Source organism: Rhodococcus sp. NPDC055112 (assembly GCF_053607505.1).
In genome coordinates this window covers 107,004-126,281 of the sequence record NZ_JBSGTR010000009.1, presented here as the reverse complement: position 1 = coordinate 126,281, position 19,278 = coordinate 107,004, and the positions used below count along the sequence as shown (strand labels likewise).

Sequence of the window (19,278 nt, the reverse complement as noted above, 5' to 3'; positions counted from 1 at the left end):
GCCCAGAATTTTCGGGATGCGCGATGATCGAAGCAGTGTTAGGGCTCTCCGCGAGCAGAAGCGAGCCGGCGGCGCAACCCCGACCCGAGCCTGCGAAGCCAATCGACGACGACGCACGCGACGGTCGTGTCGCTCTCAACGGGCTGCTCGCGATTGCGACGTTGACACCGGCGCAGGCAGCGCTGCTCGTCACCGATGTGATCGATCAGCTCGAGCTGGTGCGGAGTCGGGACGGATACCCGATCCTCCGCAACCACGGGGTGACGGTGTCCGACCGGGGACAGCTCGCGATCGAGTGCACCGGGAGTACGGCGTCCTGGCAGGACGTGGACGATGCGGTGGCGAGTCTGCTCCGAAGTATCGCGACGAACTGTCGTGATCGCGCGCTCGCCGACCGGCTGGACGAGTCGATCGCCCGAACAACAGATCTGGCCGCCCTGGCGGACGGGGTCCGCGGAGCGGTCGCACCGGAGCTCGACCCGGCCACGGCGGGAAGGACGCGGTGCCAGCTCGCGGAGCTCGTCTCGGCGACCAAGGGACGGGCCCCCTCGGACGATCGGGTGGTGCCGGACCACGCGAGCCCGCAGAGCCCGCCGTCCCCGGCGGCCGGATCGTCGTTCGCCCCGAAGGGCTGGTATCCACCCGTCGCGAATCCGTGGCATCGCAAGCGGAGACGGCTGTCGCGTCGCCGGGGTGCACTCGGACTGATCTCGATACTGCTGTTCGTCGGGGTGGTGTGGGCGGCGCCCGGTGCGTGGTCGGAGCTGCGCCGTGGCTGGGATGCCCTTCTCCATCCGGTGAATCCGTCGGAGCAGAATCACATCAGTCCGGTCTCGCCGCCGCCACCCGCGCCCGAGGCCGACCAGGCGAACTCACCGACCGCGCAGGGAACCGCCGAGGCAGGGCCGGTCCATACCGGGCTTCCCGGCCGCGCGGGGCCGATCACCCTGGTCACCGCCACCTTCGCCAACGGGGAATGCGCGATCGGGCAACCGTGCACCATGCGGGTCGACGTCCACGTCGATCCCGCGGCGAATGTCGGCGCGGTGACCTGGCATACGAGCGTGTACGACCGATGCTCCGGAGCCGTCCATCCTGGCAATGACATCACCATGCCCGTGCCGCCGGGTGTGCAGCAGGTGTACGGCATCAGCAGGGTGGTACTGCCGCCCGCTCCCTCGCTTGCCGTCGCCGCGTTGACCAGCGCCCCGGCGGCAGCCGCGTCGGAGCCGGCTTTCGTGCCCGCCGAGAACGCAAAGTGCTGAGGTGGGGGTCGCATGCAGGCACACAAGCGCGAATCCGATCCCTGGCTCGTCGCGGCGGCGATCAGCCTCGTCGTTCTCGGCCTTCTCAACCTGATCGCGACAGGGAAGACGACCGATGCCGTACGGCACGCACTCTTCGCTGCCATCGGCCTCGGTGCGATGTACGCGATATCGCACCTGCGGACCAGCAGCCTCCGACGATTCGGTTGGACCTTGTTCGCCGCTTCGGTCGTCCTGCTCGCGGCGGTGCCACTCATCGGGATCGCGACCAAGGGTGCCCAGCGCTGGCTGAACTTCGGCCTGTTCACCGTTCAACCGTCCGAGCTCGCCAAGCTGGCGCTTGTCCTGGTCCCCGCGGCGATACTGGCGGGTGGGTACACCCTCGGCCGGTTCGCGGCGGTCCTGTTGATCTCGAGTGTGCCGATCGGCCTCGTCGCGCTGCAGCCCGACCTGTCGACCGCGGTGGTGCTCGCCGCGACCGTGATACTCATGCTGATCCTGGCCAGGGTGCCGCTGCTGCCCCTGCTCCCGCTGTTCGCGCTCGGGATCGCATCGTTGCCACTGGCCGTGCTGTTTCTCCGCCCCTACCAGCTCGAGCGCATTCACGTGTTCCTCTCGAGCGGAGCCGACCCACAGGGGTCGGGTTGGGCAGCGTTGCAGGCGGACATCGCGATCGGCAGCGGCGGGTGGTTCGGTCTGGGGCGTGAACCGTTCTACGACCTGAGAGCCGAGTACCTTCCCGAATCGGAGCACGACCTCGCCTTCGCGAGCCTCGTGTACGGATGGGGTCTGTTCGCCGGGCTGGCAGTCGTGGTCGCCACGATGATCATCGTGTGGCGGGCCGCGCTGGCCGCCCGGACGGCACGGACCCGGGAGGCTGCCCTCGTCGCAGCCGGGATCGGTGGGCTGTTCGGCGTGCAGGCCGTGGTCTCCATTGCGCAGAGCCTGTCGCTCCTGCCGCACACCGGCATGCCGATCCCCCTGTTCAGCTACGGGGGCACGGCCGCCATCGTGGGATTCGTCGCGATCGGGCTGGTGCTCGCGGTCCGCCGCGACGGCGTCACGCGTCCCCTGTGGGCCACCGAGTCCCGACGGCGTCGCCTACCCCGAGGAGTGTCGGCAGGTGCCGTCACGGTCACGGCGATGCTCCTCGTGCTGTCGGTGTTCGCGTGGCAGCTGCAGAGCGGTCGGGGCACGGAATTGCGCGCGATGAGCGACGTGCAGATGGAGCGGTGCATCCGCCTCCCCGCCGAGCGGGGTCACATCCTCGACCGCAACGGCGAGCCGCTCGCGTACAACGTCCCCGAGTACGCCGTTGCGGTGGTTGCCCGAATGTTCGACCGTGACGACGGGCCGGTGCGCGCCGAACTGGCCGCGCTGCTCGGCGTCACGCCGGAACAGTTGGCGGCGACACTGGAGAGCGGTGGCGAGGAGTTGGAGGTCGTACTCGGACGGGTCACCGCCGAGCAGGCTCGGCGGATCGTGGACGCGGGGCTCCCATGGGTGCTCGTGTACCCGACCGGGCGCAGGCACTACCCGCACGGGGCGTCGCTGGCATCCGTCCTCGGGTACGTCGGGCTCGCGGACCAGCAGGACATGGAACGCTGGCCGCACCTCGCCCTCGGATCACGGGTCGGCAAGGCGGGACTCGAGAAGCAGTACGACGCGCTGCTCCGCGGCACCGACGGCAAGCAGTGCATGTTCGTCGATCCGTCCGGGCGTCTGGTGGCCACCGGCGATCGGGTGGACCCGGTGCGGGGACACGACCTGCGGTTGCACCTCGACATGGGGATGCAGCAGCTCGCGACCGATGCACTGACCGACGCGGTACGCAGCAGTGGGGGCGACGTGGGCGCGGCGATCGTGATGGACGCCCGCACCGGGGCGGTGCTGACGCTGGCCAGCGTGCCCGGGTACGACAACAACGTCTACGGCCCCCCGGTCGACGCGGTCGCGCTGGCGGCACAAACCGAGGGGCCAGGGCCGGGACGGATGCTCAACCACGCCGACCAGTCCGCGGCACCGCCTGGCTCGACCTTCAAGATCGTCGTGGCGGCGGCGAACGCGAAGTACAACGTGCTGTCGCCGGACGCCCAACTCGCGGGCGGTGCGTCGTACACCTACGGAGGGCACACATTCGCGAACTGGCAACCGATGGGACCGAACAGCTTGATCGGGGCGATCCAGTGGTCGGACAACGTCTACTTCTACCAGCTCGCCGAACTTCTCGGCCCCGAGCGAATCGCGGCGACCGCAACAGAATTGGGTGTGGGCGAGGAATCGGGGATCGACCTGCCGGGTGAGGCCGCGGGCTTCCTCGGCACACCGGAGAACGTCGGCAGCATCGGAGGAACCTGGTATCCGGGATCGACGCTGCTGATGGGTATTGGTCAGGGCACCGTCAGTTCGACCCCTGTGCAGTTGGCGCGCTGGACGTCGGGCATCGCCACCGGCTCGACGGTGACCCCCCAACTCGCCGCGGCGTACGGGCCGGACGCCCTGCCGATTCCCACCGCGGACCCTCGTCGACTGTCCTTCGCGGACCAACTCGGCCCCGTGCGAGCGGGGATGCGGGCATCGGCCGCAGCCGGTACCGCCGGGCAGCTGGCCACCTTGCCGGTCGCGGCTGGCGCCAAGACAGGAACGGCGGAGGATCCGTCGGCGCCAGGGAAGGGCCTCAATGCCTGGTTCTCCGCGGTGGTGCCCTTCGACGCTCCCGAGATCGTGGTCTCGGTGCTGGTCCGCGGTGGTGGTTTCGGGTCGGCAACGTCCGGGCCCGTCGCCAAGAAACTCCTCGAGCGTTACCTCGCACAGCCGCGGGTCCCGGTGCCGAACCGCTGATCCCCGATCCACCGCGGGGTGGATCGGGTCTGATCAGTCGCTGTAGGCGGCAACCACTTCCGGGTGGTCGAGACAAGCAGTCGCACCTTCGGCGACGCAGGTCAGCGGGCGCTCGGCCGTTTTCACCGGGAGCCCGAATGCCTCTTCGAGCAGCTGCGACAGGCCGCGCAGCATCGATCCGCCGCCGAGCGCCAGGAGCCCCTCGGACATCACGTCGCCGATCGCCTGCGCGGGAATATCCTCCAGGCACGCGGCCAGTGTCTGCACGATCCCAGTCGTGGTCGGCCGCAGCGCATCCATGATCTCTTCGGTCTCGAGCGTGACCAGCCGTGCCCGGCCGGTCACGGCGTCGCGGCCCTCGACGACGAGCGACTGCCCCTCGGCGGTCTCGGGCGCGCCGACCTTCACCCGCTCGGCGGTGAGCTCGCCGACGATGATGTTGTGCTCGGTCCGCAGGTAGTGATACAGCGCGTTGGTCAGTTCATCTCCAGCGAGCCGGCAACTGCGATGCGAGAGCATGCCGCCGTAACAGAATGCGGTGACTTCCGAAGTGCCGCCGCCGATGTCGACGACGAGGTGGGCGCGGGGTTCGAGCGGGTTGATCCCGCAGCCGAGTGCCCCCGCGACCGGCTCCGGTATCAGCCCGACCTTGCGCAGACCGGCCTCGTGTCCGACCTCGAGCAGTGCCCGACGCTCGAGCGATGTGGCGCCTGCGGGAACGGAGATGACGCCCTTCGGCCGCACACCGTATCGCCTGTTCGGGGCCGCGCGCTTGATGACGGCCGTGACGAATGCCTGGGCCGACTCGAGGTCAACGATCACCCCATCGCGCATCGGACGAACGGGCGTGACTCCCATGGGATTGCGGCCGACCAGGTCCCGCGCGTCCATGCCGATCGCGAGAGCGTGGTGCGGTTCCTTTTCCCGAACGAGCATGAACGATGGTTCGTTCAGGACGATGCCGTCTTCGGGGGTGCCGACGACAGTATTGGTGGTTCCGAGATCGATACCAAGTCCGCTCACGTCGGCCTCCGAGAGGTGTTCCAGCGAGATGGTTCGATGGTACGCAGCGGCTTCGACGTTCGGTCGATATCGCGGTGACTCGTCACCACTCCGTGTTCAACTCCGTGGTGCCGGCCGATGACGGTGCCACTGTCGAGGGCCTCTGGATCTTGCCCGCGATCGGACGCAACGGCTCAGTGGACCTCCATCAACTCGGCCCACGACTCGACGTTCGGGTGGCGCTTGAGCAACGCTCGGCGCTGACGCTCGGTCATCCCGCCCCAGACACCGAACTCGACACGGTTGTCGAGGGCCTCGATGCCGCACTGGATGATCACGGGGCACCGGCGGCACGCGGCGGCCGCCTCGCGTTGGGCGGCGCCGCGCACGAACATCTGATCGGGGTGCTCGGCGCGGCAGAGTGCACGCTCCACCCAGGCGTGCGGCAGGGCGAGGCGCGGGTAGTCGCAGTCGGCGGGGGCGGAGCCCCCCGACTCCGATCGAGGGCGGCTTGTGCAGATCACGAGGCCTCATGCTGCCTCCGATCCAGTCCGTCCGGTAGCCGTTCAACCGGAAGTTGGTCAACTGTCCATCTCGGGGTAACGGTATGGCTGCGGCGGGACCGGGGGAGCCGGGCGAATCGGCTACCGGAGGTCTCGCCGCCGGAACGCGACCAGGCCGGCGACGAGCAGGGCCGCGTCGATCACCAGGAGCCACACGACAGGGGTGGCCTCGAATCCCGCGCCGGGCAACTTGGGCGTGTGGCTGAAGGGCTGGAGGCCCTGCACCCACTGCGGGACACCGGAGATGGAGCCGAGCAGGAACAGGGCGACGAACGTCACCAGCACGCCCCACGCCACCGGGGTGAATCGCGGAACCAGTCCGAAGAGCAGCACCGTCACGGCCGTCAGCATCCAGACCGCAGGCAATTGCACGAGCCCGGTGGCCAGCACCCCGGGTAGCTTCCCTCCGATATCGCCCGCGGCGATTCCGTAGGTCACCCCTGCCACCAGCCCGGCGGCGAGCAGGGCGACGGCCGGGCCCGCGATCGCGAAGACGATATGGCTTGCGGCCCATCGGATCCGGCCGACGGCACCGGAGGTCACGGACTCGGCGCGCTGCGCGCTCTCCTCGCCGTGGAGTCGCAGCGCCGAGGAGATCGCAAGCGCAGCGGCGCCGACGGCGAGCATGGTGAACGCGATCGTGATGAACGCGTCCTCGAGCGCCTGCGTTCCGCCGATCCGGCTGACGATCTCCCGGATCGCATCGCCGCCACCGAGTTCGTCGCCGATCCCGTGTACGACGCTGCCGATCAGCAAGGCGTACAGGCTGATCCCGACGGTCCATGCGATCAGCGTGCCGCGCTGCAGCCGCCAGGACAGGCCTAACGGGCCGCTCAGCGACCGCGCCGCCGTCGGCGAGCCGAGACGCTCGGCGATCACCCCGGCGCCGACGTCCCGACTGCGCAGCAGCGCATAGGCCACCGCGGTGAGCACGATCGCCGTGGCCAGGTGCAGCAGGAGCACCCACCAGCGGTCACCCGCATACGGGCGCACCTGCAGCGACCAGCCCAGCGGCGAGAGCCAGGACAGCGCGGCGGGGCCGGCGTCGCCGACGGCGCGGAGCGCGAAGGCGGTGCCCAACACGGCGAAGGCGATGCCGCGGGCGGTGCGGGCGCTGGTGCTCAGCTGCGCCGCGACGGCGGCGACCGCGGTGAACACGATCCCGGATGCCGCCAGCGCGAGTCCGAACGCGATCGAGCCCGCGTGCGGCACGTCGGTGCCGAGCAGGCCAACCGCGCCGATCAGCCCGGTCGCGATCGACGCGCCGAAGGCGACCAGCAACGCGGCGGTCAGGCCGGCGTACCGGCCGACGACGGTCGAATCGAGCAGCTCCGTCCGTCCGCTTTCCTCCTCGGCCCTGGTGTGCCGGATGACGGTGAGGATCACCGCGACGGCGATCAGCGTGTAGAACATCCCGGCTTTCCAGATGCCGACGGCGCCGAGGCTGTCGTTGTAGATCTCGCCGTACATGGCGCGTTGCGCCGGGCTTCCCATGATGGTGGCGGCGAAGGCCGCACGGTCGGCCTCGGTGGGGTAGATGCTCTCGATGCTGCCCATGTAGACGGGCGCCAGCGGTAGCGAGAGGAGCAGCACCCACAGCGGCAGCACGATCCGGTCCCGCCGCAGGAAGAGCCGGACGAAGCCGAGGGTGCCGGTGAAGTTCGATGTCCCGCGCGGGACCGCCGCGGCCGGATGCCGGGGGCCCGCGACCGTCGCGGTGCTCATGCCGACACCTTCTCCCCGGTGTGATCGGGCCCCTCGACCTGGTAGTGGCGCAGGAACAGCTCCTCGAGCGTCGGCGGCTTGCTGACCAGACTGCGCACCCCGGCGTCGCCGAGCACGCGGATCAGCTCGCCCAGGTGCTCGCTGTCGACCTGGCAGTGCAGCGTGTGATCGTCGATCGAGACGTCCTCGACGCCCGCGAGCCTGCTGAGATCGCCAGGGTCGCCCGTCAATTCGGCGCTGATCGAGGTGCGGCTCAGGTGTCGCATCGAGGACAGCGAGCCGCTCTCCACTGCCTTGCCCGACCTGATGATGGTCACCCGGTCGCACAGCGCTTCCACCTCGGACAGGATGTGGCTGGACAGCAGCACGGTGACTCCGCGGTGGGTCGCCTCGGCGACGCACTCGCGGAAGACCTGTTCCATCAGCGGGTCCAAGCCGGAGGTCGGCTCGTCGAGCAGGAGCAGTCGGGCGTTGGACGACAACGCCGAGATCAGCGACACCTTCTGCCGGTTGCCCTTCGAGTAGGTGCGCGACTTCTTTCGGGGATCGAGGTCGAAGCGCTCGATGAGCTCGGAGCGCCTGGCTTCGTCGATGCCGCCGCGCATCCGGGCCAGCATGTCGATGGTCTCGCCGCCGGTCAGCGACGGCCACAGGGTGACGTCGCCCGGTACGTAGGCCAGGTCGCGGTGCAGGGTGACGGCGTCGCGCCACGGGTCGCGGCCGAGAACCGTTGCGCTGCCCGCGGTGGCGCGCAGGCTGCCGAGCAGCACCCTGATGGTGGTCGACTTGCCCGCCCCGTTGGGGCCGAGGAAGCCGTGCACCTCGCCGGGCGCGACCTGCAGGTCGAGGCCGTCGAGGGCTCGGGTCTGGCCGAAGGTCTTGACCAGGTCGCGAACGTCGATGAGTGGGGTCATGGCATCTCCTCGGTCGGGGGTTCCGCGTCGGGATGGGACTTGGGGGCGCCTGCATCGGTGGCCAGGAACGCATCGAGCAGCGCGGAGTCGGTGAAGATCCCCTCGGCGTACATCTCGAGGGCGGGCAGGGTGATCTCGTCCGACAGGTCGCGGATGGCCGTGGCGTAGTCGAGCGTTCCCTCCCGGTCCGCCCGTATCTGCAGGTAGAGCAGCAGCGCGCCGACGTTGTTGAGAGTGAGATACCGCGCCCGCGCCTTCGGGTCGCGGCTGGCTCGCAGCTTGCCGGAGCGCACGCCGATCGCGAGGTACTCCTCGGTGTCGGCCACCATGTGTTCGAAGAGGGACTCCGCGAGCCGGCCGCCCGCCTGGAAGCTGCGCACCATGTACGCGACGACCGGCGCGTACTGCTCGAGTTCGCTCAGCGCCGCGATCGCACCAGCCGGCCCGGGAGTCGACATGGCCTGGGCCTTCTGCTCCCGGATGATCTCGAGGACGTGCGCGTCGCATTCGGCGCGCAGTCCGTCCTTGGAGCCGAAATGGTGATTGACCAGTCCGGGGGAGACCCCGGCCGCGGTCGCGATGGCGCGGACGCCGGTGGCGAAGCCCTGCTCGCCGAATACCCGGATCGCCGTGTCGCGGATCCGTGCGCGGGCGGTCAGGTCCCGGTCGGGGGTGGTCGAATCGGCCATCGCTGAACACATGTTTAATAGATTAAACACTCGTTCAGTCATCCGGCAAGGGGTCTCCCGTCAAGAGGCCGTAAAAACTCGCCGACGCAGGCGGGCGGCGGTGTCGCTACTCCGACCGCGACGCGCAGAGCAGGCCGTCGCCGACCGGCAGCAGCACCTTCGTCAGGCGGTCGTCCTCCGCGATCGCACGGGCGGCCGCGCGCACGGCCAGGGTGGTCGCGTCGCGCTGGCTGGGGTCGGCCACGCGACCGCCGAGCAGCGCGTTGTGCAGGACGATCACCCCTCCTGGCCGGAGCAGCCGAACCCCCTCGGCAACGAACTGCGGGTGGTCGGAGGGCGAGGTGTCCACGAACACCAGGTCGTAGGCCGCGTCGGCGAGGCGGGGCAGCACGTCCAGGCCCCACCCGTTGATGAGCCGGGTGCGGCCGGGCGCGATCTCGCCGGACCGGAACGCGTCCTTTGCGGCCCGCTGGTGCTCCGGTTCGGTGTCGATGGTGGTGAGCACCCCGTCGGCACGCATGCCGTCGAGCAGCCACAGCCCGCTCACGCCGGCGCCGGTCCCGATCTCGACCACGGTCTTGGCGTCGAGCATCTGGGTGAACAGGCTCAACAGCGCGCCGACGGACGGCGGAACCGGAGTCGCGCCGAGATCCTCCGCCCGTTCGCGTGCGAGCGTGAGGACCGCGTCCTCCAGGACCGATTCCTCGGTGTGAGCCAGCAGCTGCTCGGCGTTGTTGTGCACAAATCCGAGGTTATAGCCGACATGCTGCGGTGGAGTCGAGGCGCGCACGTGATATTGGCCGCTGACCCGCAGATTCTCAGCTGAACCTCAGGTTGCTCACACATCTCACACATTTGGATCAGAAAAGGTGGGTCCACACGAGATCGCTGACCGCCCCGGAAGGGGGTACCGGACGAACCCGGCGCGAGGGAACAAACCCGACATTGTGGGGGTTGTGCCTTTTGTTCGTATCGTCCTGTGCTCGCTCACCAGCTGTCCTTAGCAGGAGGTTTCCACAATCTCGATGGTCAACGCCGTACCCGCCTTCGATGCGGAAATCACCGAGTCGGTGCCGATGGGCGGCCCCGATGCCGCTGATCTGAGCGGCACCGCGGCCTTCGACGCCACCGGCGATCAGACCACCATGCCCTCATGGGACGAGCTCGTCCGTGAGCACGGCGACCGGGTGTATCGGCTGGCCTATAGGCTTTCGGGCAACGCCCAGGACGCCGAGGACCTCACCCAGGAGACCTTCATCCGGGTGTTCCGCTCGCTCTCGAACTACCAGGCGGGCACCTTCGAGGGGTGGTTGCACCGGATCACCACGAACCTGTTCCTCGACATGGTGCGGCGCCGCAACCGGATCAAGATGGAGGCGTTGCCCGAGGACTACGAGCGGGTCCCGTCCGACCGCCCGAACCCCGAGCAGATCTACCACGATGCCCGGCTCGATCCGGAGCTGCAGTCCGCACTGGACTCGCTGGCGCCCGAGTTCCGAGCCGCGGTGGTGCTCTGTGACGTCGAAGGCCTGTCATACGAGGAGATCGGTGCCACACTGGGAGTCAAGCTCGGTACCGTACGCAGCCGAATCCATCGTGGACGGCAGGCGTTGAAGGAGTATCTGACCGCGGTGTCGGGGACAGGGAAGATGACATTCGCATGACCGTGCAGGAGGGTTGGATGACGCAGGCCCGGAAACCGCGCCGCTTCAGCTCTACCGAGCATCTGGCCAGTGAGGCGATCGCGGCGTACGTCGACGGCGAACTGCAGATGAACGCCTACCTGCGCGCCGCGCAGCACCTGTCGATGTGTCCGGAATGCGCGGCCGAGGTCGACGCCCAGCACCACGCGCGCGGCGCGCTCCGCCAAGCCTCCGAGATCAGCATGCCCAGTTCACTTCTCGGCATTCTCAGCCAGATCCCGATGTGCAACCCCCTCCCGGATACAGACGCAACGGCACCAGGCCGCGGTCGTCGCTTCGCCGAACGGTCCGGCTTCCGGCGTCCCGACGGCAAGGCAGGCGCCGTGCTCGCGGCGATGGTCACGTCGTACTCGTTCGCGGCGTCGTGGCGCAGGCGGCGCTAGTCGCCACCGCGTCGGTGACCGCGGGATGCACCGCGTCGGTGATACTGGGATCCGTGACTGACGCCAACGAGGGGTACCCAGCCGCGTGAACTCGGATCCCACATCCCCGGCCGCCGGCGCGCGACCGGATGCAGCAGCCGAACAGGATTCGGCACCGCCCCGGCTGGCACCGCGACCGCTCTACCGTCCCACCGTCGACCCCGCGGCCGCCGCGGCGTTCGGGCGGCCAGACGGCGTCGACTCCTCCTTCGCTCCCGGCGCGGACCGCACCTCGGACCCGAAGGTCGCCGTTCGGCGTCCCGACCCGGTGCTCGCCGAGGCCTTCGGCCGCCCGGCGGGCGAAACCGATTCGATTCAGCGCGATCCGTCCGCGGGCGACTCCGACGAGGCGGCGGACGAGGTGCCCGCCGATCCGTGGCGGGATCCGGACGCACCGGCGCGACTCGGTTCCCCTGCCCTCGATGCCCCCGCTGCCGGGGACCTGCCACCCGCCCCGGCCCTCGGCATCCGCGACGTCCTGCTCGGCGAGCGCATCGCGCCGCGGGCGCTGGCCGCGCTGGCAGGCGTCGCGTTGGCGATCGGCCTGGTCGGCGGCATCATCGGCCGGGTGACGGCCGAGAATGTCGGCGCGCTGACCAGTCAGCGGGTCGAGCTGACGCAGTCGAGTGGCGACGACGCCGAACTCGGCCAGGTCGCGAAGGTCGCCGAGGCGGTGCTCCCGTCGGTGGTGTCCATCCAGGTCGCGCTCGGGGAGCAGTCCGGCACCGGCTCCGGCGTCGTGATCGACGGCGAGGGCTACATCGTCACCAACAACCACGTGATCTCGATGGCCGCGACGAACCCGGACGCGGCGACGCTCCGCGTCGTCTTCGCGGACGGCACCAAGGCGCCCGCGCGCGTCGTCGGCCGCGACACGAAGACCGACCTCGCGGTGCTCAAGGTGGATGTCGGAAACCTGACCGTCGCCGAGCTCGGCCGGTCCGCGGACCTGAAGGTCGGCGACGACGTGGTGGCGGTCGGATCGCCGTTGGGCCTGAGCAAGACGGTCACCAGCGGGATCGTCAGCGCGCTGCACCGCCCGGTCCGGCTGTCCGGTGAGGGCACCGACACCGACGCGGTCATCGATGCGGTCCAGACCGATGCCGCGATCAACCCCGGCAACTCCGGTGGACCGTTGGTGGACCGCGAGGGCCGGGTGATCGGGATCAACTCCGCCATCCGAAGCGAGAGCGGGGGATCGGTCGGCCTGGGGTTCGCCATCCCCGTCGATGACGTCACCGCGGTCGCGCAGGAGCTGATCCGGACCGGTGCCATGCATCATCCCGAGATCGGCGTGAACTCGCGGTCGGTGACCAACGAGCAGACCAGTGGCGCCGAGGTGGCCAACGTCAAGGAGGGCGGGCCCGCTCAGCAGGCCGGGATCATCGAGGGTGACGTCATCGTCAAGGTCGGTGGACGCGACGTGACCAGCGCGGACGAGCTGGTGGTTGCGGTGCACCAGCAGGCCGTCGGCCAGCCGGTTCCCGTGCAACTGGTGCGGGCGGGCCGGACGGTCGAAGTCCAGGTCACGCCTGCTTCGGACTGAGTGGCGCCGTCGGAGGGCAGCGGAATGCGATGTGAATTAGACACTGATGGCGGCGCGGATCGCCGCGGGCACGTAGGCTGACGCGGTGTTTGGCAACATTGGCTGGGGCGAGTTCATGGTCCTACTCGTCGCGGCGCTCGTGATCCTCGGACCCGAGCGGTTGCCCGGTGCCGTCTCGTGGGTGACGAAGTCGCTGCGCCAGGTCCGTGACTACGCGGGCGGTGCGACGCAGCAGCTCAAGGACGAGCTCGGCCCCGAGTTCGAGGATCTGCGCAAGCCGCTCTCCGATCTGCAGCAGCTGCGGGGGATGACGCCGCGCTCGATGATCACCAAGCATCTGCTCGACGGCGACGATTCGATCCTGACCGGGAACTTCGACGCGAAGCCGCAGAGCAGCGGCGGGCCCGGCGGCACCGCCCTGCCCCCCACGCCGCGGCGCGAATCGACGCCCCTCGCCTCCGGTGAGCGCCCGCCGTACGACGCCGACGCGACCTAGGGCCAGTCGACCGGAATCCAGTCGCTGGTCGCCGGGTTCCGGTGGAAAGCAACGAATATCGAACTCTCCTCGCCCGGGCGTTCCGGGTCGAACAGGACCTGTGTCGTGCCCTCGTCCGGTACCCGGTGCAGGCTGGGAACCCGCCGAGTGACCCACCGCGTGACGCCCTTGGTGTCGGTGAAGGTCACCGTCGCGTCGATGCCCGCGATCGACACCGAGCCGTCCTCCTGGGGGCTGTCGACGAGCACGTTGACGTCGGCGACCGTGCCCGGCACCCGTAGTCCGCGCACCAGCAGGCGGTCACGCTCCTCGAGTTGGGCGGACTGCCTGCGGAACCGGGACACGGTTCGTGACACCGCCGCGACGGTCGTCGCCAGCAGGAGCAGGGGAATCCAGACTCCCGTGTAATAGCCCACCCAGGCGAGCGGGCTCCACGGCGTCTCGGTCATGGTGATCGGGTCGATGGCCGCGCCGACCTGCGACGGTGGCCACCAGTTCAGGGTGGACACCACGAAGCCGAGGGTGACACCAGCCCAGCCGGCCGCGGCCATGACGCCGGGGCAGCGGTGCCGTCCGAGGAAGGTCGCGAGATCGTCGGACATCCCGACACCGAACAAGACATAGCCGAAGGCCGCCCCGAACGGCCACCAGAGCCACGTCGGCGCCTCGTCGAACCTCGCCTCGTCGGCGAACGTGGTGTCGATGGCGGCGTGCCGGAAGATGTCGGCGACGCAGGCCAGGCCGTATCCCAGCAGGGCCGCGCAGGCCACGAACACCGCGAACCGAAAGCAGAGCCACAGCAGGAAGGAGGGGCTGCCGCGCCTGGACTCGAGTTCGTCGTGCCGTCGCATGGCCGGATCCAGTGTGCTCAATGCCCCCGCCTCGTCCACCGTCAAGGAAGCCACACTGTAGCGCTGTTCCTGCTTCGGTGATCCGCGCATTCGGCGTAGCGTCCAGCCATGGGAACCACCCAGGGCGCCCGCCACCAGCAGTGCCACGCGGACGGTGACGTCTGATGCGCGATGTCCTCACCGAGCTGATGGCGATCTGGCGTGCGGGCGGGACCGCGGGTGTCGGCACGGTGGTGCAGACCTTCAGGTCGGCGCCGAGGCCCCCTGGCGCGGCGATGGTGGTCGCCCCCGACGGCACCGTGGCCGGCTCGGTCTCGGGTGGCTGTGTGGAGGGCGCCGTCTACGAGCTCGCCCTGGACGTGGTCGAGTCCGGCCGGCCGGAGCTCGAGCGGTACGGGGTCACCGATGACGATGCCTTCGCGGTGGGGTTGACCTGCGGCGGCATTCTCGACGTCTACGTCGAGCCGGTCTCGCGCGACACCTTTCCCGAACTCGCCGATGTCGCCGAGGACATCGAGCACGAACGCCCGGTGGCCGTGGCGACCGTGATCGACCACCCGCAGGCCGCGTGGGTCGGTCGCCGGATGATCGTGCGGCCGGACGGGATCGGTGGAACGGTCGGTTCGGCGCGTGCCGACTCCGCGATCGGCGACGACGCCCGAGGACTGCTCGCGGCGGGACGGACGGGGGTGCTCACCTACGGCCCCGACGGGCAGCGGCGGGGCGAGGGTATGCGGGTGTTCGTCGCGAGCCATGCCCCGAGTCCACGCATGCTCGTCTTCGGCGCGATCGACTTCGCCGCGGCCGTGGCCCATCAGGGAGCCTTCCTCGGCTACCGCGTCACGGTGTGCGACGCCAGGGCGGTGTTCGCCACGCCAGCCCGCTTCCCGACCGCGGACGAGGTCGTCGTGGACTGGCCGCACCGCTACCTGCAGTCGCAGGTCGACGCCGACGCGATCGACGGGCGCACCGTGATCTGCGTGCTCACCCACGACCCCAAGTTTGATGTCCCGCTGCTGGCGCTCGCGCTGCGGCTGCCCGATGTCGGCTACGTCGGGGCGATGGGGTCGAGGCGTACCCACCGCGATCGGCTCGCGCGTTTGCGCGAGGCCGGGCTCGGCGAGGCGGAGCTGGCACGGCTGTCGAGCCCGATCGGACTCGACATCGGGGCCCGCACGCCGGAGGAGACCGCGGTGTCGATCGCCGCCGAGATCATCGAGCTGAGGTGGGGCGGGGGCGGCGAACGGCTGACCGCGATCGAGGGCCGGATCCACCACGACGAGACCTCCTGACCGGAGCCCTTGGGCGCTTGACACCCCCGGTGGACCGGTCGAGTCTGGATTTGTCCCCATGCGATGCGAGGTGGATCAGATGCAGGTCCCTGGACCCTTTGAATACGAGCGAGCGACGAGCGTGGACGATGCGATCGGACTGCTCCAACGGCTGGGGAGCGAGGCTCGACTGGTGGCCGGCGGCCACAGCCTGCTCCCGATGATGAAACTGCGGCTGGCGAACCCCGAGTACCTCATCGACATCAACCCGCTGCACGACGAGCTGGGTCACATCACGGTGGAGCCGTCGGGCGTGCGGATCGGTGCGATGGTGCGACACCGGGAACTGCTCGAGTCCGCGGAACTGGCCGCGCTGTGGCCGATCTTCCGGGACGCCGAGCGGGTGATCGCCGACCCGGTGGTTCGCAACCGAGGCACGATCGGCGGATCGCTCTGCCAGGCGGACCCGGCCGAGGACCTCAGCACGGTGTGCGAGGTGCTCGACGCGACCTGTGTGCTGCGCGGACCGGGCGGCGAGCGCACGATCGGCATGTCCGAGTTCCACCTCGGGCCCTACGAGACTGCCGCGGCGGAGAACGAGATCCTCACCGAGATCCGGATCCCCTTCCGCGATCACGGGTCGAATGCCTACGCGAAAGTGGAGAGACGCGTAGGGGATTGGGCGATCGCGGCGGCGGGTGCCGCGGTGTGGCTCGACGGCCCGGTCATCGTCGAAGCGAGGATCGGTCTCACCGCTGTGAATGCCGACCCGGCCGGATTCGGCGAGGTGTACGAGTTCCTCCTCGGCAAGCCGTGCACCGACGAGGTCGCCCTCTATGCAGGCGATCTGGCGTCGCGGCACTGCGAACCGGTCACCGACCAGCGGGGGACCGCGGAGTACAAGCGGCACCTGGCCAAGGAACTCACCCGCCGCGCGCTGCGCACAGCGGCCGGACGGGTCCACTAGCGAGGGCAGGTCGGGGGACCAGGGAAGGACGAAAGACATGCAGGTGACGATGACCGTCAACGGCAGGGAGGTCACGGAGGATGTCGAGCCCCGAATGCTCCTGGTGCATTTCCTGCGAGATCAGCTGCGACTGACCGGAACCCACTGGGGCTGCGACACCAGCAACTGTGGCACCTGCGTGGTGCTGGTGGACGGCGAGCCCGTGAAGTCCTGCACGATGCTGGCCACGATGGCCGCCGGGCACGAGGTGCGAACCGTTGAGGGCCTCGAACGCGACGGCGAACTCGACCCGGTCCAACAGGGCTTCATGGAATGTCACGGCCTGCAGTGCGGCTTCTGCACCCCCGGCATGATGATGACCGCAAGGGCCCTGCTCGACAGCACTCCGCATCCGGACGAACAGGCCATTCGGGAGGCGATCTCCGGACAGATCTGCCGGTGCACCGGCTACACCACGATCGTCCGCTCCGTGCAGTGGGCCGCGGCGCACGAAGAGGGCGCGGCCCGCGAACCGGAACCGGAGCGCGGCACCGGTCCCACCGCGGCGAAGCCCGAGCCGACCTCACCGCCGCGCGTCAGCGAGCACGCCGGAGGTGCATCATGACCACCGTCGACCATCCACCGACCGGACCCGTGACGGACGAGTCGGACAACGAACACTTCGACAACAACAAGAAGCCGGTCGGGTACGGGCGAATGCTCCGCAAGGAGGATCCCCGCTTCATCCGCGGTCGCGGGAACTATGTCGACGACATCGTGCTTCCCGGCATGCTGCACCTGGCCATCCTGCGGTCGCCCGTCGCACACGCACGCATCGTGCGCGTGGACACGACTGCGGCGCAGGCGCATCCGAAGGTGAAGGCGGTCATCACCGGCGCCGACCTGGCCGAGCAGGGCCTGGCCTGGATGCCGACCCTCTCCAACGACGTGCAGGCGGTCCTCGCCACCGACAAGGTGCGTTTCCAGGGGCAGGAAGTGGCGTGCGTCGTCGCCGAGGACCGGTACTCGGCGCGTGACGCGCTCGAGCTGATCGAGGTCGAGTACGACATCCTCGATCCGGTGATCGACGCCCGCAAGGCGCTCGCCCCCGACGCCCCGGTGATCCGCACGGACCTCGAAGGAAAGTCCGACAACCATGTCTTCGACTGGGAGGCGGGCGATCCGAAGGCGACCGAAGAGGTGTTCGCCAGGGCGGAGGTGATCACCACCCAGGAGATCGTCTACCCCCGCGTGCACCCGGCACCGATGGAAACCTGTGGTGCCGTTGCGGATTTCGACGCGGTCAACGGCAAGCTGACGCTCTGGTCCACCTCCCAGGCGCCGCACGCCCACCGGACCCTGTACGCACTGGTGGCGGGGCTACCCGAGCACAAGATCCGGGTCGTCTCGCCGGACATCGGCGGTGGGTTCGGCAACAAGGTGCCGATCTACCCCGGATACGTGTGCGCCATCGTCGCCTCGCTGGTGACCGGGAAGCCGGTCAAGTGGATGGAGGACCGAAGCGAGAACCTGATGAGCACCGGGTTCGCGCGGGACTACATCATGCAGGGCGAGATCGCGGCCACCCGGGACGGCAAGATCCTCGCGATCCGGACGAACGTGCTCGCCGACCACGGCGCCTTCAACGGCACCGCGGCTCCGGTGAAGTACCCGGCCGGATTCTTCGGGGTGTTCACCGGAAGCTACGACCTCGAGGCCGCCTACTGCAAGATGACCGCCGTCTACACCGACAAGGCTCCTGGCGGGGTGGCGTATGCCTGCTCGTTCCGGATCACCGAGGCGGTGTATCTCGTTGAGCGACTGGTCGATTGCCTCGCCTATGACCTCGACATGGATCCCGCCGAGCTGCGGCTGAAGAACCTTCTCAAGCCGGACCAGTTCCCCTACACCTCGAAAACCGGCTGGGTATACGACTCGGGCGACTACGAGGTGACCATGCGCAAGGCCATGGACATGATCGGCTACGCCGACCTGCGCCGAGAGCAGGCCGAGAAGCGTGAGCGGGGCGAGCTGATGGGCATCGGCATGTCCTTCTTCACGGAGGCGGTCGGCGCCGGGCCCCGCAAGCACATGGACATCCTGGGGCTCGGCATGGCGGACGGTTGCGAACTGCGCGTGCACCCCACCGGCAAGGCCGTGGTGAGGCTGTCGGTGCAGACCCAGGGCCAGGGGCACGAGACGACGTTTGCGCAGATCGTCGCCGAGGAGCTCGGCATCCCGCCGGACGACATCGAGGTGGTGCACGGCGACACCGACAACACCCCGTTCGGCCTCGGCACCTACGGCAGCCGGTCGACGCCGGTGTCAGGGGCGGCCGCGGCGCTGGTCGCGCGGAAGGTGCGGGACAAGGCGAAGATCATCGCGTCGGGGATGCTCGAGGTGTCCGTGGCCGACCTCGAATGGGAGAAGGGTTCCTTCCACGTGAAGGGCGATCCGACGACGGCGGTGACGATCCAGGACATCGCGATGCGGTCGTACGGTGCAGGCGACCTGCCGGAGGGTCTCGAGGGCGGGCTCGAGGCCCAGATCTGTTACAACCCCGAGAATCTCACCTACCCGTACGGATCGTATTTCTGCGTCGTCGACATCGATCCCGGCACCGCAGTGGTGAAGGTGCGCAGGTTCCTCGCGGTCGACGACTGCGGCACCCGGATCAACCCGATGATCATCGAGGGCCAGGTGCACGGGGGCATCACCGACGGGATCGGGATGGCGCTGATGGAGATCATGGCCTTCGACGAGGACGGGAACTGCCTGGGCAGCTCGCTGATGGACTACCTGATCCCGACCGCGCTCGAGGTACCCCACCTCGAGACCGGTTTCACGGTGACGCCCTCGCCGCATCACCCGATCGGTGCCAAGGGCGTCGGCGAGTCGGCGACCGTGGGTTCGCCGCCCGCCGTGGTGAACGCCGTGATCGACGCGCTGAAGCCGTTCGGCGTCCGGCACGCCGACATGCCGCTGACACCCTCGCGGGTGTGGGAGGCGATGCAGGGCAGAGCGGCGCCACCGATCTAGCCCGC

The 19,278-nt window shown here is 69.2% G+C and carries 17 protein-coding genes; 10 read left to right on the top strand and 7 right to left on the bottom strand.

Annotated features, from left to right (window positions below; genetic code table 11):
- Positions 1-23 precede the first annotated feature (23 nt).
- On the top strand, positions 24-1,265 hold the full coding sequence (locus ACWFRB_RS07465; protein WP_452639915.1) for a hypothetical protein: 1,242 nt from the start codon (positions 24-26) through the stop codon (positions 1,263-1,265).
- A gap of 12 nt (positions 1,266-1,277) precedes the next feature.
- Positions 1,278-4,106 carry an FtsW/RodA/SpoVE family cell cycle protein gene (locus ACWFRB_RS07460; RefSeq protein WP_452639914.1) on the top strand — a complete coding sequence of 943 codons (2,829 nt, stop codon included), beginning with the start codon at positions 1,278-1,280 and terminating at the stop codon, positions 4,104-4,106.
- 33 nt (positions 4,107-4,139) lie between these two features.
- On the opposite strand, the gene mreB is transcribed toward ACWFRB_RS07460, so the two are convergent.
- The 6 genes from mreB to ACWFRB_RS07430 form a co-directional block, all read right to left on the bottom strand.
- Entirely contained in the window at positions 4,140-5,129 is a 990-nt protein-coding gene (gene mreB / locus ACWFRB_RS07455; protein WP_452639912.1) for a rod shape-determining protein MreB, read from the bottom strand.
- Positions 5,130-5,302: 173 nt separating this feature from the next.
- Entirely contained in the window at positions 5,303-5,557 is a 255-nt protein-coding gene (locus tag ACWFRB_RS07450) for a WhiB family transcriptional regulator (RefSeq protein WP_452639949.1), read from the bottom strand.
- A 195-nt stretch (positions 5,558-5,752) separates the two neighbouring features.
- Entirely contained in the window at positions 5,753-7,396 is a 1,644-nt protein-coding gene (locus ACWFRB_RS07445; RefSeq protein ID WP_452639911.1) for an ABC transporter permease, read from the bottom strand.
- Positions 7,393-8,310: an ATP-binding cassette domain-containing protein gene (locus ACWFRB_RS07440; protein WP_452639910.1), complete on the bottom strand. Its 918-nt coding sequence runs from the start codon at positions 8,308-8,310 to the stop codon at positions 7,393-7,395. Before ACWFRB_RS07440 ends, ACWFRB_RS07445 begins: the two co-directional genes overlap by 4 nt.
- On the bottom strand, positions 8,307-9,011 hold the full coding sequence (locus tag ACWFRB_RS07435; RefSeq protein WP_452639908.1) for a TetR family transcriptional regulator: 705 nt from the start codon (positions 9,009-9,011) through the stop codon (positions 8,307-8,309). The genes ACWFRB_RS07440 and ACWFRB_RS07435 overlap by 4 nt, the downstream gene beginning before the upstream one ends.
- Before the next feature lie 94 nt (positions 9,012-9,105).
- Positions 9,106-9,741: an O-methyltransferase gene (locus ACWFRB_RS07430; protein WP_452639907.1), complete on the bottom strand. Its 636-nt coding sequence runs from the start codon at positions 9,739-9,741 to the stop codon at positions 9,106-9,108.
- Between the two features lie 334 nt (positions 9,742-10,075).
- On the opposite strand from ACWFRB_RS07430, the gene sigE reads away from it, so the two are divergent.
- From sigE to tatB, 4 genes are all read left to right on the top strand, one after another.
- Positions 10,076-10,663, top strand: a complete 588-nt coding sequence (gene sigE / locus ACWFRB_RS07425) for an RNA polymerase sigma factor SigE (protein WP_452639947.1) — start codon at positions 10,076-10,078, stop codon at positions 10,661-10,663.
- Positions 10,664-10,680: 17 nt separating this feature from the next.
- Positions 10,681-11,085 carry an anti-sigma factor family protein gene (locus ACWFRB_RS07420; protein ID WP_452639945.1) on the top strand — a complete coding sequence of 135 codons (405 nt, stop codon included), beginning with the start codon at positions 10,681-10,683 and terminating at the stop codon, positions 11,083-11,085.
- Positions 11,086-11,170: 85 nt separating this feature from the next.
- Positions 11,171-12,670 carry a trypsin-like peptidase domain-containing protein gene (locus tag ACWFRB_RS07415; RefSeq protein ID WP_452639905.1) on the top strand — a complete coding sequence of 500 codons (1,500 nt, stop codon included), beginning with the start codon at positions 11,171-11,173 and terminating at the stop codon, positions 12,668-12,670.
- 85 nt (positions 12,671-12,755) lie between these two features.
- Positions 12,756-13,166: a Sec-independent protein translocase protein TatB gene (tatB, locus tag ACWFRB_RS07410; RefSeq protein WP_452639904.1), complete on the top strand. Its 411-nt coding sequence runs from the start codon at positions 12,756-12,758 to the stop codon at positions 13,164-13,166.
- Here the strand turns inward: tatB and ACWFRB_RS07405 are convergent.
- Positions 13,163-14,071, bottom strand: coding sequence for a hypothetical protein (locus tag ACWFRB_RS07405; RefSeq protein WP_452639903.1), 909 nt, complete (start codon positions 14,069-14,071; stop codon positions 13,163-13,165). The two genes, tatB and ACWFRB_RS07405, sit on opposite strands and share 4 nt — an antisense overlap.
- Positions 14,072-14,181: 110 nt before the next feature.
- Between ACWFRB_RS07405 and ACWFRB_RS07400 the strand changes: the two genes are divergently transcribed.
- The 4 genes from ACWFRB_RS07400 (at position 14,182) to ACWFRB_RS07385 (ending at position 19,273) form a co-directional block, all read left to right on the top strand.
- Entirely contained in the window at positions 14,182-15,309 is a 1,128-nt protein-coding gene (locus ACWFRB_RS07400; protein ID WP_452639902.1) for an XdhC family protein, read from the top strand.
- 79 nt (positions 15,310-15,388) lie between these two features.
- Positions 15,389-16,255 carry an FAD binding domain-containing protein gene (locus tag ACWFRB_RS07395; RefSeq protein ID WP_452639901.1) on the top strand — a complete coding sequence of 289 codons (867 nt, stop codon included), beginning with the start codon at positions 15,389-15,391 and terminating at the stop codon, positions 16,253-16,255.
- A 37-nt stretch (positions 16,256-16,292) separates the two neighbouring features.
- A complete protein-coding gene (locus ACWFRB_RS07390) occupies positions 16,293-16,859 on the top strand; it encodes a (2Fe-2S)-binding protein (protein WP_452639900.1) in 567 nt (188 codons plus the stop codon).
- The gene (locus ACWFRB_RS07385) at positions 16,856-19,273 is read left to right on the top strand and encodes an aerobic carbon-monoxide dehydrogenase large subunit (protein ID WP_452639899.1); all 2,418 of its coding nucleotides are present in this window, start codon (positions 16,856-16,858) and stop codon (positions 19,271-19,273) included. The genes ACWFRB_RS07390 and ACWFRB_RS07385 overlap by 4 nt, the downstream gene beginning before the upstream one ends.
- The last annotated feature ends 5 nt before the right edge of the window (positions 19,274-19,278 follow it).